Raw genomic sequence first — 21,346 nt, 5'->3', positions numbered from 1 at the left:
CTGCTGAGAAAGGCGTTCTACCATCTCCCGGATTTCTTCTCTGGTTCCCTGTACTTCCATTTCCACACGATCATCCCAGAGATTCCGTACCCAGCCGGTCAGTCCCATGGACTGTGCAATATAATAGGAGCGGTAACGAAAGCCTACTCCCTGTACTCTTCCTGAAAAATAAAAATGTTTCCGAATCTTTTCCATCTGGCACCTCATATTTTCTGTCTTAACTATTCTGTCTCTGTATCTCCACCCGAAATTCTCCCGCATCCGCCGCAGGAATATCATAACCAGATTATATAATATTTCTTTATAAATTGTAAAGTTATATCCTTCTATCTATTGGAAACTATAATCATCTGCGTTATAATGGTTTTTATCAGAATAAAAAGAAATTTACTTTCTTTTGCAGAAAATATTTTCAACAAAATTTAACATCAGGAGGTAATGATCATGAATGAAAGCATCAAAAACCTGTTAGAGCGCAGAAGCATCCGCGCCTACAAAAAAGAGCTTGTTCCGAAAGAAACTCTGGATACGATCCTGGAAGCGGGAGAATATTCCCCCAGCGGCATGGGACAGCAGAGCACTCTTATGGTAGTGACACAAGATCCGGAGCTGGTTGCAAGGCTTTCCAAAATGAACGCAGCTGTTATGGGCAGCACCTCAGATCCGTTCTACGGCGCCCCAACTGTGATCATTGTCTTTTCCGACAGCAAAATGGGCACCTGTGTGGAAAACGGAAGTCTTGTGATGGGAAATCTCATGAATGCCGCACATGCTCTCGGCGTGGACTCCTGCTGGATTCACCGTGCAAGAGAAGTTTTTGACTCCGAGGAAGGAAAAGAGCTGAAGAAGCAGTGGGGTGTTCCAGAGGAATATATCGGCGTAGGCCACTGTGTTCTTGGATACCGTGACTGTGAGTATCCAACAGCCAAACCGCGTAAGGATGGTTTTGTGATCCGTGTGTGATCGGCTTGCAGAATAAAATTTCCACTGCCAAAAACTTTTAATGAATGTAAATAAAGATCTGACAGATTCCTGCATGATACGCATCGCTACGTATCTGAGAATACACCGAGAAACAGCCCTCCGGTATCATAAATACCAGAAGCTTTTCTCTTCTTCTCCGGCAGTGATCTGTCAGATTTTTTTCTCTTATTTCAGTGCTTTATCCTTATATCTGGAAATCTCCTCCAGATATTTTTTCCCAAGGGCACTGATGTTAACACCCTTTCTGGCAACATAACCGATTGTCATGATCTCATCGGAATCCAGCTTCACAGCACAGTAATCGGAACCATTAAGATCCTCACAGATAATACCGGAGCATAAGGTATATCCATTCAGTCCTACCATCAGGTTCAGCATAGTAGCCCTGTCATCGGCTTTGATCAGCCGTTTGTATTCATAGGTGCTCAAAACCTCCTCAGCAAAATAAAAAGAGTTATTTCCTCCCTGTTCAAAGGACAGACACGGATATTCCTTCAGTTCTTCCAGCGTGATCTTCTCACGCTTCGCCAGAGGATGCCCCTTCCACATATAAACGTAAATCCGACAGTTGAGAAGTTCGTGAAACTCCAGACCATACTCGTGAAACATTTTTGTAAGTACCTTACGGTTAAAATCATTTACGTAGAGGATCCCGATCTCACTCTTGAAATTACGGACATCCTCGATGACCTGATGCGTCTTGGTCTCGTGGACCGCAAATTCGTACTCATCCATGCCGAATTGCTTTACCAGCTCCACAAAAGCATTAACTGCAAAGGTATAATGCTGCATGGAAACACTGAATTTTTTGCGTGACTGTTCCTTGGAAATATATTTGGCTTCCATCAATTCGTACTGTTCCACCACCTGCCTTGCATACCCCAGAAATTCTTCGCCTGCAGGCGTTACGGCGATTCCTCGGTTCGTTCTTCGGAAGATCTCAACACCGGTTTCTGCTTCCAGCTCCCGGATTGCCGTGGAAAGACTGGGCTGAGAAATATAAAGGCTTTTTGCTGCCTCGTTCATAGATCCGGCTTTTGCAATTGCTATGGTATATCTGAGCTGTGCCAGAGTCATCTTTCTGCCTCCCCGTTTCTTGTTCCGGCTTTCTGTTCCTCTTCAGGCAGATCCGGCAACAAGCATCCTTTATCTTTTTATTTAAGGTAGTTCTTATCTACATATCCTTCTTTTCCAAGCTTCGGAACATATACATACCAGTAAGTACTGTCTTTCTTCTCAATGACTTCTACCGTATCTCCGTTATTCAGCTGGGCGATCTCATTGTCCTTGTCATACGCCTTTGTACTGCGCAGAGCCAGATAGCCGCTTTCCACTTTAACAGTCATGGATGGAGTTGTTGTACCTGAGCCTCCGGTAAGATAGTTCCTGTCAACATAACCGGTCTTATCCAGCTGCGGAACATATACATACCAATACTGATCGTTGCTGGTGTCCTTCACCTGAACCGTGTCACCGGTATTCAGCTGTCCGATCTCATTGCTTTCATTATAGGCTGCCTTGTTGCGAAGGGCAAGATAACCAGTTTCTACTTTAACTGTCCACAGACCACTGTTGTAAATATACCGGTTATCCACATATCCGGATTTATCAAGCCCCGGAGCATATACGTACCAGTAAGTAGAATCACTGCTGTCCTTTACAAGAACGACATCTCCGGTATTCAGACGTCCGATCTCGTTACTGTCATTGTAAGCTGCGGTACTTCGAAGAGCCAGATAGCCTTTTTTTACCTTTACTGTCCAGGAATCGTTGGAAGCTGTGGCGTTCTCTGCTATCTGGATATAGTTTTTGTCCAGATATCCGGATTTATCCAGTCTTGGCACGTATGCATACCAGTAGGTAGCGTCCTTCCGATTTGTAACTTCCACAAGATCTCCTGTATTCAGCTGTCCGATCTCATTGCCTTTGTCAAAAGCCTTCTCACTCCGGAGAGCCAGGTATCCATCTGTGACTTTGACTTTAAAAGTGGTTCCTGCTGCGGCCTTTGCCTCCCGGATCGTCGCCGGAAAAGCGGCTGCCAGTATAAGTGTCAGAAGTACCAGCCTTTTTACTGCCTTTATATTGGACAGAAGAGTTCTTTTTCTCATATTATACGCCTCCTTTTCTTTTTTGGATCTTTCTCTGATCTGCGGCTCTCTCTGTTTTTTATTTACTGAGCAGACCGCACCGGAATTTATGGTAGTATTATATCATATTTTCAGCTGATAGCTGTAAGAATCATATCTCTTATTGCAGTCCAAAATGTTCTTTTCCGTAATGCAGGTATTGACACTTTTAATTAGTAGTGTTATATTACATGTAGAACAAGATAAAAGTAATGCCCCCGGGATTTTTCCCGGGGAATTTTATACGCATACGTTCAATATATGACAGTCCGGGAGATCTGTTCTCTGAGAGGACAGATCGATCATCCGGGACGCTGCAGACTATAATATAAGGGAAGGTGAATACCATGGCAGTAAAAAGAGATTATTACGATGTTCTGGGCATTGACCGGAACGCAGATGAAAAAACAATAAAAAAAGCCTATCGTAAACTGGCCAAAAAATATCATCCGGATACAAACGCCGGTAATGCAGATGCCGCAGATAAATTTAAAGAAGTAAACGAAGCCTACGATGTCTTAAGTGATCCAAAGAAGAAAAAAATGTATGATCAGTTTGGTCATGCCGCATTTGAAGCAGGAGCTGATCCTGGAGCCGGCGCAGGTGCCGGTGGATTCGGCGGATTCCAGGGTGGCGGCAATGGCAGCTATCAGGAATTTCATTTTAACGGTGAAAATATGGACGATATTTTTGGTGATATCTTCGGAAATATGTTCCACGGCAGTCACGGCGAAAGCCGCGGTTTCGGCAGCAATGGCACATATGAGCATTTCACCGGTAACGGTGGCGGCTTTCACAGTGGATTTGGCGGAAGTGGCTTTCACAGTGGCAACGGCTTCGGCGGATTCCATCAACAGGATTTTCCACAAAAAGGCTCTGATGTGAAGGCCAGCATCAACGTTACCTTTGATGAGGCAGCTTTTGGTGCAGATAAAAGGATCTCTCTGTCCGGTCCGGACGGAAGCTCCGGTGCACCGCAGACACTTCAGATTCATATTCCGGCAGGTATTGATACCGGCAAGAGTATCCGTCTGAAAGGAAAAGGCATGCCCGGAACCGGCGGCGGTGAGCCTGGTGACCTTCTTCTGAAGGTTACCGTAGGAACACGTCCTGGCTATGAACGAAAGGGATCGGATGTTTATACCACCATTTCTATTCCTTACACAACCGCTGTTTTCGGCGGTGAAGCCACCGTTCCCACCCTTTACGGAAATGTTATCTGTAAGATCAGGGAAGGTATGCAGTCCGGTTCTAAGATCCGCCTGAGAGGAAAAGGCATTGTTTCCATGAAGAACCCTTCCGTCCGCGGTGATCAGTATGTAACCATTCAGATCCAAGTTCCTCAGAATCTGAATTATTCCGCAAAAGAGAAACTCCATGAATATGCAAAGGCCTGTGGACTGGAACGGAGTAATGCCACCGGATCACATGTAGCATAAAAGTTAAAATAAAAGAGTATCACAAAGCTCATCACTATCAATGAGTTCCTGTGATACTCTTTTTTGATTTTAAAGTAAGATCTGATATAGCTTATGACAGCGTCATATCTCCATCTTTCACCCATCCGAGCTTACGTACAAACATATTGATCAACGGGCAGAGAACTGCCGGGAGAATAAAAGAGATCAGAAAAAGTCCTGCCCAGTCCATAGCTGTAACAGCTGTCTTGGTTCCTTCTGCAATATCATTCATCCATCCTGTATACACACCGATCTGACCTACAAAACCGCAGGTACCCATTCCTGAGGATACAGCAGTTCCGTTCATCTGAAGCCTGAACAAGCAGGTTGCAATAGGTCCTGTGATAGCAGATGTTACGATCGGAGCAATCCAGATCCTTGGATTTCTGACAATATTACCCATCTGGAGCATGGAAGTTCCAATTCCCTGAGAGACAAGACCACCCCATTTGTTTTCCCTGAAGGACATGACCGCAAAACCTACCATCTGCGCACAGCAGCCCGCTACTGCAGCGCCGCCTGCCAGTCCGGTAAGTCCCAGAGCCGCGCAGATCGCAGCAGAAGAGATTGGCAACGTCAGTGCGATTCCAACAAATACAGAAACCAGGATTCCCATAAAGAATGGCTGCAGATCTGTTGCCCACATGATCACGCTTCCTACCTTCATAGCAGCTTTTCCAAGGGCCGGTGCCCACCATGCGGAAAGACCTACGCCCACACCGATGGTTACAAGAGGCGTTACAAGGATATCGATCTTTGTTTCCTTTGAAACAGCCTTACCGATCTCAGCTGCAACAATGGCAACAAACAGTACAGCCAGAGGACCGCCTGCTCCGCCAAGTGCGTTGGAGGCAAATCCAACGGTGATCAGCGAAAACAATACCAGCGGCGGGCAATGCAAGGCGTAACCGATAGCTACTGCCATGGCAGGGCCGCTCATGGCAGATGCCAGAGAACCTACTGTGTACTGGGTATCATTGACTGTGGCAACTGCCATAGTCAGAAACGGAATGTGAAACTGTGTGCCAATGGTGTTGATGATCGTACCGATCAGCAGGGAACAGAAAAGTCCCTGTGCCATAGCTCCCAGTGCATCGATACCATATCTCTTCAGAGAGATCTCGATATCCTTTCGTTTTAGAAATGCTTTGAATTTTTCCATTTTTAAACTCTCTCCTTACCCTGATCCGCTTCCTGCCGGATCAGTTCCTTTATTTGCAAAAAGCCTCGCTTACTTTCTCAAGTTCCGCGCGGATGGAAATATGCTGCGGACATACTTCCTCACACTGTCCGCATTTTACACATTCATCTGCACGCTTTCTTCCATGACTGACTACCAGCCAGTCTTCCTGATGCGCTGCGGCGGCTTTATTCCCGTACAATGTCAGATAATTCATTGCTGTAAAAGAACCGGAAATTCCGATTTCCATCGGACAGACCTTTGCACAGTAGTTACAGGTTGTACATGGGATCAGAGGAATTTTGCTCATAGCCTCTCTTGCCTTATCAAGAGTCTCCTTCTCACTGTCAGTAAGGCCATTGAAATCCTTCATAAAGGAAAGGTTATCCTCCATCTGTGCAACATTGCTCATTCCGGAAAGTACGGTGATCACGCCTTCCAGATTTGCCGCAAAACGGATCGCCCAGGATGCTGTGGATGCTTCCGGCTCTGCTTCCTTCAGAAGCTTTTCCACTGCTTCCGGCGGAGTTGCAAGCATGCCGCCTTTTACAGGTTCCATGATAATGACCGGTTTTCCATGTTTTCTGGCTACCTCGTAGCAGGCTCTTGACTGGATCACCGGATTTTCCCAGTCTGCGTAATTGATCTGCAGCTGTACAAATTCCATTTCCGGATGTGCAGTGAGAAGTGCATCCAGCTCCTCCGGTGTGGAGTGGAACGAAAATCCTGCATGTCTGATCAGACCGGCTTCCTTCTGTTCACGGATCCAGTCCCATAAACCGTACTCATCAAAATATTTTGTTCTGTGCTCTCCAAGATTGTGAAGAAGATAAAAGTCGAAATATCCTGCCTTTGTTCTCTCCAGAGATGTTTTAAACTGTGCAAGAGCTTCATCTCTTGTCTTACAGTTGATCCAGGCTGCCATCTTGGTGGCTAGCTGATATTTTTCTCTCGGATAACGCTCTACCAGCGCTTCGCGGATAGCATCTTCGCTTCCTGCATAAGCCCATGCTGTATCAAAATATGTAAATCCGGCTTCCATAAATTTGTCCACCATGACTTTGGTCTGCTCCACATCGATCACACCTTCTGATTTCTGCGGAAGTCTCATAAGGCCAAAACCAAGTTTTTTGATTTCTTCACCTAAATATGCCATATCTTTCTCCCTTCTTATTACATACCGGAAAATTCCTCATATCATCTGATATATCACCGGATAAGCAATATTTCTGACACAGATATCTCCCGGACTGTTATATTTTTGCCGCAGAAAAACTGCGTTTCTCCTATTATAACGATATTTTTCCTGGTGGTAAACCTTTTTCTTTTACAAGTGTCAAGACAATGCCTGCATTACGTCTGAATTTTTGCAGAAAACAGAAAAACAGCTGCCACACGTTTATCGCACGGCAACTGTCTTTTGTCCTATCAGTTCATCTTTGTTCTTTACACCTCAGATCAAATATTTTAAACTGATATTACTTATAATAACCATATATCGAAAGGCAGAAAACTCTCATGAAAAACAAGCAGGTCATGAACCGCCAGACTTCATCAAAAGAACTTCATCTTATTTCCTGCGGCTGGGAAAAATGTACACCGGAACAGTCCTACGGCCCTGGTGTCCGGCGATATTACACCATCCATTTTGTGCTGAGCGGACAGGGATATTTCTATATGAACAACCGGAAATATACCTTGAAAGCCGGACAGTGCTTTTTCATTCCTCCTGTGACCAGCTCTCTCTACAAAGCAGAGCCTTCTGATCCCTGGACTTATATCTGGATCTGTTTCAATGGAGAAAATGCTCCCATACTTTGTGAACACTGTCATCTTACTGAAGAAACTCCGGTCCAGCAGCTAAATTCGGTTCTTCCCTATCAGGAAACCATTCTTGAAATGATGACTCACCCGCAACTGACGCCCTCCAGTGAAGCCTATATCCAGAGTGGTCTTTACCGGATTATCGCCATGCTGGAGGAAGAATTTCATGCTTCCTACACCACCATGGAATCCAACGATAATTTTTACATCACACAGGCTGTTGATTACATCAAAAAAAGTCCGCTACAGAATATCACTGTGACAGATGTTGCTGACTATCTCCATATCAGCCGCAGCCACCTTTACGGACTTTTTAAAAAACATCTTGGAACCACACCCCAAGCATTCCTGACTTCAGCCAAGATCATCAACGCCCGGGAGCTTCTGACCATCACGGATATCCCTGTCTCCAGCGTGGCGTTCTCCTGCGGATATCAAAATCCATTTGCCTTTTCCCGTGCCTTCAAAAAAGAAACCGGCATGACGCCACGGGAATACCGGGAAAAATATCATCATGCCGAGGATCTTCTGGATTGCTGAACCACTTTTCCTGATTTACGGAACAACTACCTTGGCATTATAGTACTCCACCGTAGCATCCATGGTCGGACCTTCGTTGTCAAACCAGTCATAAGTGATAGTTTCGCCGTTTTCTCCCCATGCCTCCGGGCAGTCGATTTCTTCCCAGTCAAGCGGAACAAAATGCTCTTCCTGTTCTGATGCACGCAGCATGATCTGATGCAGCTCCTCAAATTCCTCCGGATTCAAAACTCCAGGTTTTGCGGATACAAACAGTGGTGTACCGCTCTTTGCAAGAACGTCTGCCCACTGACGATTTTTCTCCCATGGGATCATTCCGAAAATACCGACACAGTCTGCATCAATATGGTAAAACGTATTGTGCTGCGGAAGACGGAATGCCAGCGTATTTACGCCCATTCGTCTGGTACGCTCCCAGATACGTCCGCTGGTATCGTCACCGGTCCGGTTCAGATGCATCAGGCCTGCGCCGAGATGTCCGATAGTATTGCAGCCGATGATCACTGCGTTGTTGCTCCGGGAAGCATCATAAATCTCCTGATAAAGCATTTTTACGATTTCTGCGCTGGTTTTGGTCTGATCATAAAAATGCCATTTCTCCATGGAATTGTCTCTTAAATTCGCCTCAAATCCCCATTTTCCAAAGAGATCAAAGGTAGAAAAATCATGCTTGATCAGCGTGTATCCCCAATCACAGATCCTCTCGATATCTTTACGGATATATTCCAGTGCATCCGGGTGGGACGGATCGAGACAGTCATTATAGGAAATCCTCCACTCATTCGGGATATTCTCATCTTCATTAAGAAGCAGACGGACCCAGATACCCGGGCGGACACCTTTTTTCTCCAGCTTGTCTGCAAGACCTTTCATATCCGGAAATCTGGCATTGCCTTTTGTCCAGGGTCCACCGTTGTATTCATCCAGGCGGTGATGCTCCTGCCAGCAATCATCAATGACCATGAACGGAGGATTTTTTACACCTTCGGTCAGTTTCAGGATATAATCGGTATCACTTAAGATCTCCTCTTCGGAGCTGTCACCGTAAGCATAGTACCAGTTATTGCTTCCATATACCGGAAACTCTGGGAAGATCGGATCTGTACACATTTTTTCACAGAATTTATGTGCAGTTTCAAAAGTATCTGCTCCTTCTGCTTCCATGCAGACGATCTGTGCGGCACACAGCTTTCTTCCTTTCAGCTGTACTCCTGTATTTCCGCAGCGAACATCCAGAAACAAAGTAATTCCTTTGGTATCCACCTGCCAGCAGCACATAGCAGAAGGACGGACCTTTACGCCAAAGCAGAGAACCTTCTCAGAAAGCTTCGCCAGAAAATACCATGGCAGATAACGGTTTCCGCTCATTCCATGCCATTCCGCATCACCATAGGTACGTTCCCAGGCATCTCCCAGAAATCTGGCTGATTTCGGGATCTTATAGTTCCATCTCAGCTTCACACATCTCACTGCATCCTCGGATGTGACAAATATATCCTCATGTTCACCTGCGTCCTGAAATTCCACAGTAGTTGCACCGGCAGCTACTGTCGTCTGCCCTCCCTGGCACACAAGTCTCTCCTCTTCTGTTTCCACTGTTACATAATCCGGTACCCCAAGCTTAAAATCTGCATATTTTTTCTGCATTATTCTCTCCTCCTGTACTTTTTCATTTACATTTTGCTTTACCTGCATACTCATGAACACTGTCTTTCTATCGTCTGTTCAACTCAGAAGAATGTACGAAAAATTTTTTTAATACATTTTGTCTATATGCCTTATTATATTGATTTTTTTGGTTTTTTCTATGCTTTAAAGTTATTATAACATTGCAGAATGTTCAATCTGCATAAGATTTTCAGTCCTTGTCCGATTCGCTTTTTAATATAAGAACATAAGGGGCTAAAGGTGGAAATTAGTTTTTCATTTTACTTAACACAAATTCTTCACATTTTTTAGCACTCACCTCTTGACTTTGCTAGCAACAAGTGTTATATTACATATAGAACAAAGAAGGAGATAAAAAAGAACTTCCAGATGTTCAGAATAAAACCAAACGATCACCACTGCGGAATAACCCGAAGTGGTAACTATATACCGGCAACAGTTGGATTTCTTGATCCACCGGAACGGCTTTTCAATTTGAAAGGAGAAATGACTTATGATGTTCCCGAGTGTATTTGGAGAAAACTTATTTGATGACTGGATGGATGATTTTGGATTCAGAGATAATTTCTTTAGCGGAAAGAACCCTCTTTATGGCAAACATGCAAAAAATATCATGAAAACTGATGTACGTGAAACAGATAAAGGCTATGAGCTGGATGTAGATCTTCCAGGATTTAAGAAAGATGAAGTACAGGTACAGCTGAAGGATGGTTATCTTACCATCTCCGCTGCCAAGGGTCTTGACAAAGACGAGGAAGACAAGAAAGGCAATTATATCCGCCGTGAACGTTATGCCGGCAGCACAAGCAGAAGCTTCTATGTTGGTAATGGTGTAAAAAACGAAGATGTCCATGCAAAATTTGAGAACGGTGTTCTGAGACTTTCTATTCCGAAAAAAGCAGCTGAAGAGATTGAAGCTGATAAATATGTATCTATTGAAGGCTGACATTGACTCACTCTCACAGGGGGAGGATCCATAGGGATTCTCCTCCTCTTTTTTATACTCAATAATACATATGACACTCTCTTTCCAATTTACTACGTACTCACAAGTACTTTCACTCTATAGTAATGATCCTTTTGTCAAAGTTTTCATGATATTGGATATTTTTTAACAAATATGCTTGATTTTTTGAATATTTTTTATATATTTTGCATTATATTATTTCATTTTTTTGAAATTAATGGTATAATATGCACAGCTAATCGGATATTTGCAATCCGCATTCGGTTAAATAAATCTGTTTCGTAATCCTTCAGGATAATTCTCCTGAACAACCACGTAAAACATGATCACGACAGGAGGTTTTTATTATGGATCAGGACAACATCATAAAAATTTATGCACGCAATGACAACCGCATACAGCTTAAAATGATTCCGGGACACTTCGTAACATCCCAGTCCCATATCACACACTACCTGGATCTCACTACTATGAAATCCAGATGCGCTGAAGCACAGCGTATTGCATCCGCTCTCGCAGCAAATTACGAAGCATCCATTCCGGTAGACACCATCGTCTGCATGGACGGACTTGAAGTGATCGGTGCTTATCTCGCCGAAGAACTGACCAAAGCCGGCGTCCTTTCCATGAACGCACACCAGACCATCTACGTCATCACCCCTGAGTTCAACAGCACCGGGCAGATGATCTTCCGCGACAACTATGAACCAATGATCAATGGAAAAAACATCCTCATCCTAAATGGTTCCATCACCACCGGATCCACATTGAACCGAGCTATCGAAAGCGTTCTGTACTATGGCGGTAAGATCCGCGGCGTGGCAGCCATCTACAGCAGTGTAGACAGTGTAGCCACACTCCCTGTCCACTCTATCTTTCAGGCCAGAGACATCCCGGACTATCACTCCTACCGCTCTGACAACTGCCCACTGTGCAAAAACCGCCAGAAAATCGATGCTATTGTCAGCAGTTACGGATATTCTGTATTATAAGATTCAGATCAATCAACGAATCCCCCATGGATAGCAAAACCAGTGGGGGATTCTCTTTATCTTTTCTTATTATAATTGATATTCTCTGTACATGGCTTCACGCATTTCTTTATCCGTAACAACCTTCTGAATCTCATTACCACGCTCATCAAGTATAAGCCTGTTGATCAGAACACTAAGTCGTTCTTCCCCCTGGGCCATTCCCTGAGCTATTCCCTGAGCCATTCCCTGGGCCATTCCCTGAGCCATTCCCTGAGCCATTCCCTGTTCTCGCCCCAGTGCTTCAGCCTGTTCCTTAGCTTCCGCCATCAGTCTTGCCCTTTTCTCAGATTCCAGTTCCAGAACATGTCCACCCATAATCTCACCTATTCCTTTCCGGACTTTCTCCTCATTTCTGAAAATATGATCAGATATCCGAGTTATCAGTCCAATCAGATCACTGAACAGTTCAGACCTTCCAGATTCAGTGATCTCTACCTCCAGTTTACTCCGGATCACTTCATATTCATTCAGTAATTCCTGAAAAAGTTGTGGATTCTCACTCATCTCATGCCCTCTTTTTTCATATCGCATGATATAAAAAGGAAGCAGCATAAGAAGACTCTTTTCAAATATCTTATCTTTTGTATAATTCTCTACTTTAATGGCAGGCACTCTGTACAAATGACATCCCCCATCCGGAAAAACCACATCCACTTCCAGAAAATCCGGCGTATTCCTACTATTTCTCAGATACAACACACAAGAACGTGGAAACTCCATCCGATACCTCCGTCCCTGCTTTCTGGCAAACTCAACAGCAGTTGCAAAATCATACTCTATCATCCGTACAGCCATTGTCGTGTCATCCGTACTCTGGCATTCTATATGATAAATCCTGTTTCCGATCAACAGCCGCGAATCCGTAATAATCTCACCATCCACCCGCTGATACTCGTTACGCAGCTGCACAATCTCCATATCAGCCGGGTATGATGTATGAAAAACATCATTGATCAAAGGCACGACCAGAAACGTCATTTTCTCCATCATAGTACGAAAAACATCATCAAAAATCGTATTATCTCTCAAACAATACTCCTTCTGGTATATACAATTATACCATCAACCAAACACTTCAGAAACCCTGTATACAGTTTTTATAAATATTTTTGAAAAAACGCTTCAGACATTGAAGCAAAAAGAAACCAAATAAATGGATAGATCTTATAAGATATACAAATCATACCACACATCCCACCACAACACCACAAAAACCCATCTCCAAATTTCGACACCACCTTCCAGCGTCCAGCAACGCACCGACATTCACAACCTCCCTCCAAACCACAAAGAATCTCAAGCTTCCAAACTACAGGCGTCCAGCAACGCGCCGACGCTCACAACCTCCCTGACAAACACATAGAATCTCAAGCTTCCAAACTACAAGCGTCCAGCAACGCGCCGACGCTCACAACCTCCCGGCAAACACATAGAATCTCAAGCTTCCAAACTACAGGCGTCCAGCAACGCGCCGACGCTCACAACCTCCCGGCAAACACATAGAATCTCAAGCTTCCAAACTACAGGCGTCCAGCAACGCGCCGACGCTCACAACCTCCCCTCCAAACCACAAGGAAACTCAGCCTTTCCTCCCAGCCATCCAGCGCAGCGCTGATGGCTCATCCAACTCCCGTCAGACCACTCTATCCCTCCCACCATGACCGCACAGTGTGAGGTTTGCAGCAGAAGTCCGGGTGCTTTGGAGTGAGCCTTGGTCCATACTTAGCGTCTGAGGTGGTTCACGGAGAGGTACCCGGCGGCCACAAGCCGTAGGGTAAGGCCCATCTGTCTGAGCCAGGTACGCATCAGCGTACATGGCGAGTTATGGGCCGGCCGCTCCGTGAGGCACCTCAGACGCTTAGTATGACCAGGCGAAACGACGGCACCCGGACTTCTGCTGCAAATCTCACACGTCCGTCCGCGTCATCTTGCCCCCACCAAACACCTGTGCTATAATCAAACTAATTAAAAAACCGAGGTAAACCACACATGAACAAAAAAGAAATCGCAGAAATAAAAAAACAATTCACCCCTGACCGCTGCTCCATCACCCGCATCTGCGGCTGCTACGTAGACGGTGAAAAAAACAAAAAAACCGAACTCAAAGAAGCCTTCTTATCCTTATCAGAGGAAGAAACCTTCAAATACTTCGACATCTTCCGAAAAACCCTCACCGGCACCATCGGAAAAAACCTCATCAACATGGAATTTCCCCTGGATCAGGAAGCTGAAGGCGGAACCCAAAACTTCCTCATGAAACTCCGCAAAAGCAAACTCACCGACGACACCCTCACCGAAGCCTTCTACGACAGAATCATAGAAAACTACGACTACGGTGAAAACTACTACATCATCCTCATCCACGCAGTCTACGACATCCCCGGCAAATCCTCCGACGGTGCCGAAATGTTCGACGCTTCCGATGAGATCTACGATCACATCCTCTGCAGTATCTGCCCGGTCAAGCTCTCCAAAGCAGGCCTGCATTACAATGCAGAGACAAACAATATTGAAGACCGTATCCGGGACTGGCTGGTAGAAATGCCTGACTGGGGCTTCCTTTTCCCACAGTTCAACGACCGCAGTACCGATATCCACGGACTTCTCTACTACACCAAAAACGCCGAAAATCTCCGCTCCACCATGATGGAAGAAGTCTTCGGCTGCACCACACCACTATCTGCCGGAACCCAGCGTGACTCCTTCAATGCTCTGGTGGAAGAAACCCTTGGTGATGACTGTGCCTACGACACAGTCCTTGAGATCCACGAAAAGCTCAACGATCTCATCGAATCCCAGAAGGACGAACCGGAACCTGTTGTCCTCACCAAATCCGAAGTCAAACGTCTCTTCGAAGAATGCGGCGTAGAAGACGAAAAGCTCCAGAACTTCGATGAACAGTATGAGCTTGCCGCAGGAGAAAAATCAGCTCTGGTAGCATCCAACATCACCAACACCCGGAAATTCGAGATCAAAACCCCTGACGTGGTGATCCACGTAGCACCGGACCGGGCAGAACTGGTAGAAACCCGCATCATCGATGGTCGAAAATGCCTTGTGATCCCCATGGAAAGTGAAATAGAACTCAACGGCATCCGTGTCAGCACATTGAACTCTGTTGAAGATACATCAGCAGAACCGCTTCCTGTTAATGATATTACTGACATTGATAACAGTAACACCGAAGAAGAAATCCCATTTTAAAGGAGACCTTATGAACGATAAAAAAATCCTGTTCTTCGACATAGACGGCACACTGCTTACGCCTCACCCTTTCAAGGTTCCGGAGAGCACCAGCCGCGCCCTCACAAAAGCCCATGAAAACGGTCATCTTCTTTTCATCAACACCGGCCGCACCAAAGTAATGATGCCCTCTGCACTCTCAGAGCTTCATTTCGATGGCTATATATACGGCTGTGGAACCCACATTTACATGGACAACAAATTGCTTTTTTTCCGTACAGTCCCAAATCTTCTGTGCAAGGAAACCGTAGACCTTCTCCGCAAATGCAAGATCGAGGCAATTTTTGAATCCAACACTGAGATCCTGTATGATGGCGCATCTCCGGCCCAGTCCGAATTCGGAGTCAAAATGCGAAAAGAAATTCCAATGGTCGACATCACGAAATTCAATCGGGAGGATGCCTGCACTTACTCTTATGACAAATTCCTGGTACATATGCTGCCGGATTCCGATGTCGAAAAATTCCGCAGCTTCTGTAATGATCATTACACCTATTTTGATCACGGAAACGGAATCTGGGAAGTCACACAAAAGGGTACCAGCAAAGCCACAGGCATGGAATTTCTCCTGGACCGCCTTTCCATCCCCAAGGAAGACTGCTATGCATTCGGAGACAGTCCCAACGACCTTCCCATGCTGAAAGCTGCCGGAGTCAGCGTTGCTATGGGAAATGCTTACGGAGGCATCGAAGAGCACTGCACATACCAGACAGACTCAGTGGACAAGGACGGGATCCTTCACGCACTAGAGCATCTCAATCTGATCTGATGATCCGTAAAGCAGGCATGAGCATTACAAAAACGAGCCGTGTACGATAAACCCGTACACGGCTCGTTGTCTTTTCTCTTATCATTCCATTGTAAACATTGTATCTTATTTCTCAGCTTCCGGTGTAGCAGCTGCCTCAGATTCTGTACTGTCTGCAGTCTCCTCATCAGCCTTTGCAGAATCTCCCTCTGTCTCCGGTGTCTCGGTCACATCGGTCTGCTCCTCAGCTGCCGGTGTCTCAGTTGCCTCAGCCGCTGCAGAATCTGCTGTCGGTGTCTCAGTTACATCCGGGTCCGGTGTCGGAGTTGAAGTCTGGATCGTAAAGCTGTGATTATCTGTGATCTTGATCTTCTTGATCAGTTTTTTCTCTTCTTTGATATCAGCTTTCTTCTTCCAGCCATCTGTTGTATCATTATAGAAATCATCCTTCTTGGTGTTTGTCAGAGACTCTTTCTTACTCTCCGTTGCAGTTTTATCATTCTTGGAATCCAGTCTCACAACATACCATACGGAATCTGTCTTTATGATCTCCTCGTTCAGTGCACCCTCGTCCAGCTTTCTTAAAGCGGTACGAACCTCATCCGGATAAGTAGTTCCGTTGGCAGCACTGTCATCACCTTCCTCATAGGTAGGGCATGTTCCGGTTGTTGCGGTCATATCCTCGGAGATCTCATCTCCAAGAGTATTGAAATCTGCAGCCGGATCCTCTTTAACCTTGTCATAAAACTTCTGAAGATTCTCTTTATTCTTCTTGATATCATCATCGGAAAGATCATCTCCGCTGACCTTTGCACTTGCATAGCTGAAGGACATCTGCTGATATTCTTTCTCATCCAGCTTCACGTCCGCTTTGGCTTCAATGGCATCCTTCATCTTCACATCGTATGTTTCAAGCTCGAGGAAAGTCTTTACCATATCTTCATCAACCGCAAGCTCTGCAATTGTCTCATCAGAATTGGCAGCCATGAAGTTCTTGGCAGCTTCCTCAAGAGCCTTCTGCTCATCATCTGTGATTTCAACATCATACTCGGAAGCGTGTTCTTTCTCCAGACACATCTTTTCAACAGTTTCAACAGAAGTTGTTACCGCATTTTCACCGTAAGTCTCATCGGAATCATCCATTTTGGTACTCCAGATAGACATATCGCTTCCGCCGCCAAGATACATCTTGTACATTGCCTCAGCCTGTGCCTGCTGCATACGTGCTGCCAGACTTACAACGCCAAACGGGATTTCCTGCTTATTGACTGTCACTGCGATCTTTGTACCATCGAGTTTTTTATTTCCGCAGCCTGCCATCATTCCTGCCGCTGTAACGCAGACAAGAGCAGTAACTGCCGCTTTCTTTACTGAATTTCTCATTTCATCCTCCATCTATCCGTCCATAAGAATCACGGTCCGGCTCTTATTCCATAATACTTGATTATAAACGTTTTCACCTTTAAGAGCAAGGAATTTCACGAACTTACACGACATTTCACAAATTATCCACAAGTCTTTCCGGGAAAATATCCGGTATCCACAAACCGGATGTTTTTTCCCGTGGATAACCCTAAGCTTAGCTGATTCTTCCCTTTACTCCAGTGGCTCTGCCAGTTTTGCCAGCTCCCCCGCAAACTTCATCAGCTCTTCGATCAGCCTTCCCTGTGGTGTCAGGATAAATTTCGGCTCATGATCAGCCTTAAACTGCAAACCTCTCCGGTACTGCGCCATAATAGCTGGAATACCTGCGGGATCCAGCTTGGCCTTTTCATAGAGCGTGATCCGGACATCTTTTCCAAGCTGCTTGATCTCCGTCACATATCCCTGATGGGCAAGAGCCTTCAGCCTTGCAATGGCAAGAAGATTCAACACAGCTTTTGTCGGCTCACCAAAACGGTCGATCAGCTCCTCCAGCATGTCATCATACTCCTGCTGGCTTTCAATACCGGCAATACGCTTATAAATATCCAGCTTCTGGAACTCGTTGCCGATATAGGAATCCGGGATAAATGCATCAATGTTGAGATCAATGGTCGTCTCAAAATCATCCATAGTCCGGATTCCCTTTGCCTCCTTGACAGCCTCACTGAGCATCTTACAGTAAAGGTCATAACCAACTGCGTTCATATGCCCATGCTGCTGCGCACCGAGAAGATTTCCTGCTCCACGAAGCTCCAGATCCTTCATAGCTATCTTAAAACCGCTTCCAAGGTCTGAATACTCCCGCATGGCGCTGAGCCGTTTCTCCGCGGTCTCCTGGAGCATCTTGTTTTTGGTATACATCAGGAATGCATAAGCAGTCCTGTTGGAACGTCCTACACGCCCACGGAGCTGATAAAGCTGGGAAAGGCCATATCTGTCCGAATCATGGATGATCATGGTGTTTACGTTGGAAATATCCAGTCCTGTCTCAATAATAGTGGTGGAAACCAGTACATCCACATCTCCATTGATAAAATCATACATTACCTGCTCCAGTTCCCTCTGACTCATCTGTCCATGTGCAAAATCCACTCTGGCCTCCGGCACAAGTCTGGATATCCGAAGGGCTACTTCGGCAATGTCATTGACTCGATTATATACGTAATACACCTGTCCACCCCGGCGAAGCTCCCTGCGGATGGCTTCCCGAACAGTCTCCTCATCGTACTCCATAACGTATGTCTGGATCGGCACACGATCCATCGGCGGCTCTTCCAGAACGCTCATATCACGGATACCGATGAGACTCATATGAAGAGTCCTCGGAATCGGCGTTGCCGTCAGCGTCAGTACATCCACATCTTTTTTCATCTGCTTGATCTTCTCCTTGTGAGTAACACCGAAGCGCTGCTCCTCATCAATGATCAGAAGTCCAAGATTTTTAAATTCCACATCTTTTGAAAGAACTCTGTGGGTGCCGATCACAATATCTACCTGCCCCTTTTTGATCCCTTCGATGGTCTTTTTCTGCTGGGCAGATGTCCGGAAACGGCAGAGAAGCTCCACCTTCACCGGAAATTCTTTCATACGCTGTACAAAGGTATTGTAATGCTGCTGGGCAAGAATGGTAGTAGGGACCAGATAAACCACCTGCCGGCTTTCCTGTACTGCCTTAAACGCAGCTCTTAAAGCCACCTCCGTCTTTCCGTAACCAACGTCACCACACACAAGACGGTCCATGATCCTGGTGCTTTCCATATCTCTCTTGGTATCCTCAATGGCTGCCAGCTGATCCTCTGTCTCCTCATAAGGAAACATCTCCTCAAATTCCTTTTGCCATACGGTATCCGGTCCGCAGACATACCCCTCTTTCTCCTGGCGGACTGCATAAAGCTCAACCAGCTCTTTTGCGATATTTTTTACTGCACCCTTAACACGGCTCTTGGTCTTATTCCACTCCTGACCGCCAAGCTTGTTCAGCTTGGGCGTTTTTGCGTTTTCGGAGGATCCTGAATATTTCTGCAAAGCATCCAGCTGGGTTGCCAGGATATAGAGATTACTGCCGCCCCGGTATTCGATCTTGATGTAATCCTTCACAACACGATCAACCTCTACCTTTTCGATTCCACGGTAAATACCCAGTCCGTGCTTTTCATGAACAACAAGATCACCAATGGAAAGCTCTGCAAAATCCTGGATCCTGTTTCCGCTGTACTTTTTCTTTTTTTTGCGCTTTTTCTGCTCTTTGCCGAAAATATCGGTTTCCGTCATCACTGCAAATTTGATCAGCGGATACTGGAAGCCACGTCTTGCGTGACCATAGACCACCATGATCTCCCCGGGACTGATGATACGATCCATGTCCTGGCTGTAAAAAGCATTCAGTCCTTCCTCTGAAAGATCCTTTGCCAGACGCTCCGCCCTGGTCCTGGAACCGGAGAGCAATGCGATCCGGTATCCCTGACTCTTATACTGAAGGAGATCCTTTACCAGAAGTTCAAAGCTGCTGTTATAAGAATCTACAGACTTCACCGTAAGATCAAATTCCTCATTGATCTTCCATCCGGAACGTCTGGGAGAAAGTGCGGATACAGCCACACAATTCCGTCTGTTCAGCTTCTTCTGCAGTTCCTGAAAGCCACATAGCCACTGCTCCGGAAGATTTGCCTCGCCTTTTTCCTCTCTGTGCATACGACTCTGACGGTACTCTTCCTCCACACCCTCGCCGTTTTCTGCCAGGTGGTTCAGTTCATCCAGAAATACCAGTGTTTTTTCTTCCGGAAAATACTCCAGAAAGGATACCATATCTTCTCCGTCCATCTTTTCTGCGGCCGGATAAATCGTAATTTCATCTACATTTTCCAGAGATCTCTGACTTTCCGCATCAAAGCTCCGGATAGAATCCACCTCATCATCCCACAGTTCAATACGCCAGGGATTATCCTCTGTCAGCGAATAGATATCAATGATTCCTCCACGCACAGAAAACTGCCCCGGAAGCTCTACCTGACCAGTGCGTTCATACCCCAGCTCTACCAGCTCTTCCTTCAGCTGATCCAGATCGATCACACTGTCACTTTTAAAATGAAGAAGTCTGCTTCTGATCTTTTCCAGCGGCATCAGGAAATCCATACATCCGTCGATGCTGGTAACAACGGTCACTTCTTCCTGTTCCAGAAGTGCCCGGATCACACGCATCCGCTGCCGGATCAGAAGATTTCCGTGAATATCTGCCTGAAAAAACAGAAGATCCTTTGCCGGATAAAAATATACATTTTTGTCATAGAAGCGGTAATCCTCATAGATTTCCTTTGCGTTGCGCTCATCATCCGCAAGGATCAGATGATATGGAAAAAGCCCGGAAAGTCCATACATCAGATGGACCTTCTGGGACTCCATGCATCCGGAAACATTGAGAATTCCGCAGTTTGCGCCACAGCGCTTTTTTATTCCTTCAAACTCTGCAAGACCCTGCAGAGGATGCAAAAATGCTTCCATACAAACCTCAATTCTTAGGCTTTTTCCTGTTATATTTATTCATCGCCGCATCTACGCCCTCGGACAGGATCATCTCCACAGCCTCTGCCGCATCATTGATCCCTTCATCCACAAGCTTGCGGTCACTGTCCGAAAAATGACCCAGCACAAAATCTGCCAGATCCCAGTCTTTCGGTTTTGCACCGACACCAACACGGATGCGGATAAATTTTTCAGTTCCAAGGCGGCGGATAATATCCTTGATCCCGTTATGTCCGCCTGCACTGCCTTTTTTGCGGATACGAAGCTGCCCAGGCTCCAGATCGATATCATCGTAGATCACGATCAGCTCTGTCTCCGGATCGATCTTGAAATAGCCGGACATCTCCTGGATCGGACCGCCGCTTAAATTCATATAGGAAAGCGGTTTCATCAGAATAGCTTTTTCACCGCCGATGATACCTTTTCCATACATGGCATTAAATTTTACGCCGCCCTGCGGGATATTATGCTTCTCCACAAGACAGTCAACGGTGTCAAAGCCCATATTGTGGCGTGTAGCCTCATACTGCTTTCCCGGATTTCCCAAACCTGCAATTAAATACATAAAAACTCCTCAGCTGTAATCTACCTGTTTCAATGTCAGGCCTTCTTATGCCTTAAGGCATAC

Annotated in this window: 17 protein-coding genes; 7 read left to right on the top strand and 10 right to left on the bottom strand. The window is 45.7% G+C overall.

Features of this window, described 5'->3' with window-relative positions; translation table 11 throughout:
- Positions 1-195, bottom strand: a 195-nt coding sequence (locus tag ABCM67_RS13795) for an acylphosphatase (RefSeq protein WP_342992926.1), incomplete at its 3' end; no start/stop codon positions are given.
- Positions 196-444: 249 nt separating this feature from the next.
- Here ABCM67_RS13795 and ABCM67_RS13790 point away from each other — a divergent pair.
- Entirely contained in the window at positions 445-963 is a 519-nt protein-coding gene (locus tag ABCM67_RS13790) for a nitroreductase (RefSeq protein ID WP_015525528.1), read from the top strand.
- 186 nt (positions 964-1,149) lie between these two features.
- Here the strand turns inward: ABCM67_RS13790 and ABCM67_RS13785 are convergent, their stop codons facing one another.
- Entirely contained in the window at positions 1,150-2,061 is a 912-nt protein-coding gene (locus ABCM67_RS13785) for a LysR family transcriptional regulator (protein ID WP_015525527.1), read from the bottom strand.
- 77 nt (positions 2,062-2,138) lie between these two features.
- Positions 2,139-3,092: a hypothetical protein gene (locus ABCM67_RS13780; RefSeq protein ID WP_244092755.1), complete on the bottom strand. Its 954-nt coding sequence runs from the start codon at positions 3,090-3,092 to the stop codon at positions 2,139-2,141.
- Between the two features lie 365 nt (positions 3,093-3,457).
- On the opposite strand from ABCM67_RS13780, the gene ABCM67_RS13775 reads away from it, so the two are divergent.
- Positions 3,458-4,549, top strand: coding sequence for a J domain-containing protein (locus ABCM67_RS13775; protein WP_059086226.1), 1,092 nt, complete (start codon positions 3,458-3,460; stop codon positions 4,547-4,549).
- 91 nt (positions 4,550-4,640) lie between these two features.
- On the opposite strand, the gene ABCM67_RS13770 is transcribed toward ABCM67_RS13775, so the two are convergent.
- Together ABCM67_RS13770 and ABCM67_RS13765 are read right to left on the bottom strand one after the other, a co-directional pair.
- A complete protein-coding gene (locus ABCM67_RS13770; protein ID WP_015525523.1) occupies positions 4,641-5,732 on the bottom strand; it encodes a PTS sugar transporter subunit IIC in 1,092 nt (363 codons plus the stop codon).
- Positions 5,733-5,781: 49 nt separating this feature from the next.
- Positions 5,782-6,906, bottom strand: coding sequence for an aldo/keto reductase (locus tag ABCM67_RS13765; protein ID WP_147603193.1), 1,125 nt, complete (start codon positions 6,904-6,906; stop codon positions 5,782-5,784).
- A 362-nt stretch (positions 6,907-7,268) separates the two neighbouring features.
- On the opposite strand from ABCM67_RS13765, the gene ABCM67_RS13760 reads away from it, so the two are divergent.
- Entirely contained in the window at positions 7,269-8,114 is an 846-nt protein-coding gene (locus ABCM67_RS13760) for an AraC family transcriptional regulator (RefSeq protein ID WP_022427183.1), read from the top strand.
- 15 nt (positions 8,115-8,129) lie between these two features.
- Here ABCM67_RS13760 and ABCM67_RS13755 read toward each other — a convergent pair whose 3' ends face one another.
- A complete protein-coding gene (locus ABCM67_RS13755; RefSeq protein ID WP_022427184.1) occupies positions 8,130-9,761 on the bottom strand; it encodes a glycoside hydrolase family 36 protein in 1,632 nt (543 codons plus the stop codon).
- A gap of 514 nt (positions 9,762-10,275) precedes the next feature.
- Here ABCM67_RS13755 and ABCM67_RS13750 point away from each other — a divergent pair.
- Entirely contained in the window at positions 10,276-10,728 is a 453-nt protein-coding gene (locus tag ABCM67_RS13750) for an Hsp20/alpha crystallin family protein (RefSeq protein ID WP_015525518.1), read from the top strand.
- A 368-nt stretch (positions 10,729-11,096) separates the two neighbouring features.
- Positions 11,097-11,741, top strand: coding sequence for an orotate phosphoribosyltransferase (locus ABCM67_RS13745; protein WP_147603191.1), 645 nt, complete (start codon positions 11,097-11,099; stop codon positions 11,739-11,741).
- Between the two features lie 69 nt (positions 11,742-11,810).
- On the opposite strand, the gene ABCM67_RS13740 is transcribed toward ABCM67_RS13745, so the two are convergent.
- Positions 11,811-12,812, bottom strand: coding sequence for a hypothetical protein (locus tag ABCM67_RS13740; RefSeq protein WP_110102710.1), 1,002 nt, complete (start codon positions 12,810-12,812; stop codon positions 11,811-11,813).
- A gap of 960 nt (positions 12,813-13,772) precedes the next feature.
- Here ABCM67_RS13740 and ABCM67_RS13735 point away from each other — a divergent pair.
- Both ABCM67_RS13735 and ABCM67_RS13730 read left to right on the top strand, forming a co-directional pair.
- Complete coding sequence (locus ABCM67_RS13735) at positions 13,773-14,987, top strand: DUF4317 domain-containing protein (protein WP_092072040.1); 1,215 nt, start codon at positions 13,773-13,775, stop codon at positions 14,985-14,987.
- A gap of 10 nt (positions 14,988-14,997) precedes the next feature.
- The gene (locus ABCM67_RS13730) at positions 14,998-15,795 is read left to right on the top strand and encodes an HAD family hydrolase (protein WP_242981810.1); all 798 of its coding nucleotides are present in this window, start codon (positions 14,998-15,000) and stop codon (positions 15,793-15,795) included.
- A gap of 105 nt (positions 15,796-15,900) precedes the next feature.
- Here the strand turns inward: ABCM67_RS13730 and ABCM67_RS13725 are convergent, their stop codons facing one another.
- From ABCM67_RS13725 to pth, 3 genes are all read right to left on the bottom strand, one after another.
- Positions 15,901-17,157 carry an FKBP-type peptidylprolyl isomerase gene (locus ABCM67_RS13725; protein WP_110102708.1) on the bottom strand — a complete coding sequence of 419 codons (1,257 nt, stop codon included), beginning with the start codon at positions 17,155-17,157 and terminating at the stop codon, positions 15,901-15,903.
- A 213-nt stretch (positions 17,158-17,370) separates the two neighbouring features.
- On the bottom strand, positions 17,371-20,697 hold the full coding sequence (gene mfd, locus ABCM67_RS13720; protein ID WP_021651299.1) for a transcription-repair coupling factor: 3,327 nt from the start codon (positions 20,695-20,697) through the stop codon (positions 17,371-17,373).
- A 7-nt stretch (positions 20,698-20,704) separates the two neighbouring features.
- Positions 20,705-21,283, bottom strand: a complete 579-nt coding sequence (gene pth / locus ABCM67_RS13715; RefSeq protein ID WP_015525511.1) for an aminoacyl-tRNA hydrolase — start codon at positions 21,281-21,283, stop codon at positions 20,705-20,707.
- Positions 21,284-21,346: the final 63 nt, after the last annotated feature.

The sequence above is a fragment of the Blautia sp. 2227st1_G12_2227SCRN_220401 genome (assembly GCF_039062885.1).
Taxonomy (GTDB): domain Bacteria; phylum Bacillota; class Clostridia; order Lachnospirales; family Lachnospiraceae; genus Blautia_A; species Blautia_A fusiformis.
Note: the sequence above shows the minus strand (reverse complement) of the source record. Positions and strands in the feature narration are given on the sequence as shown.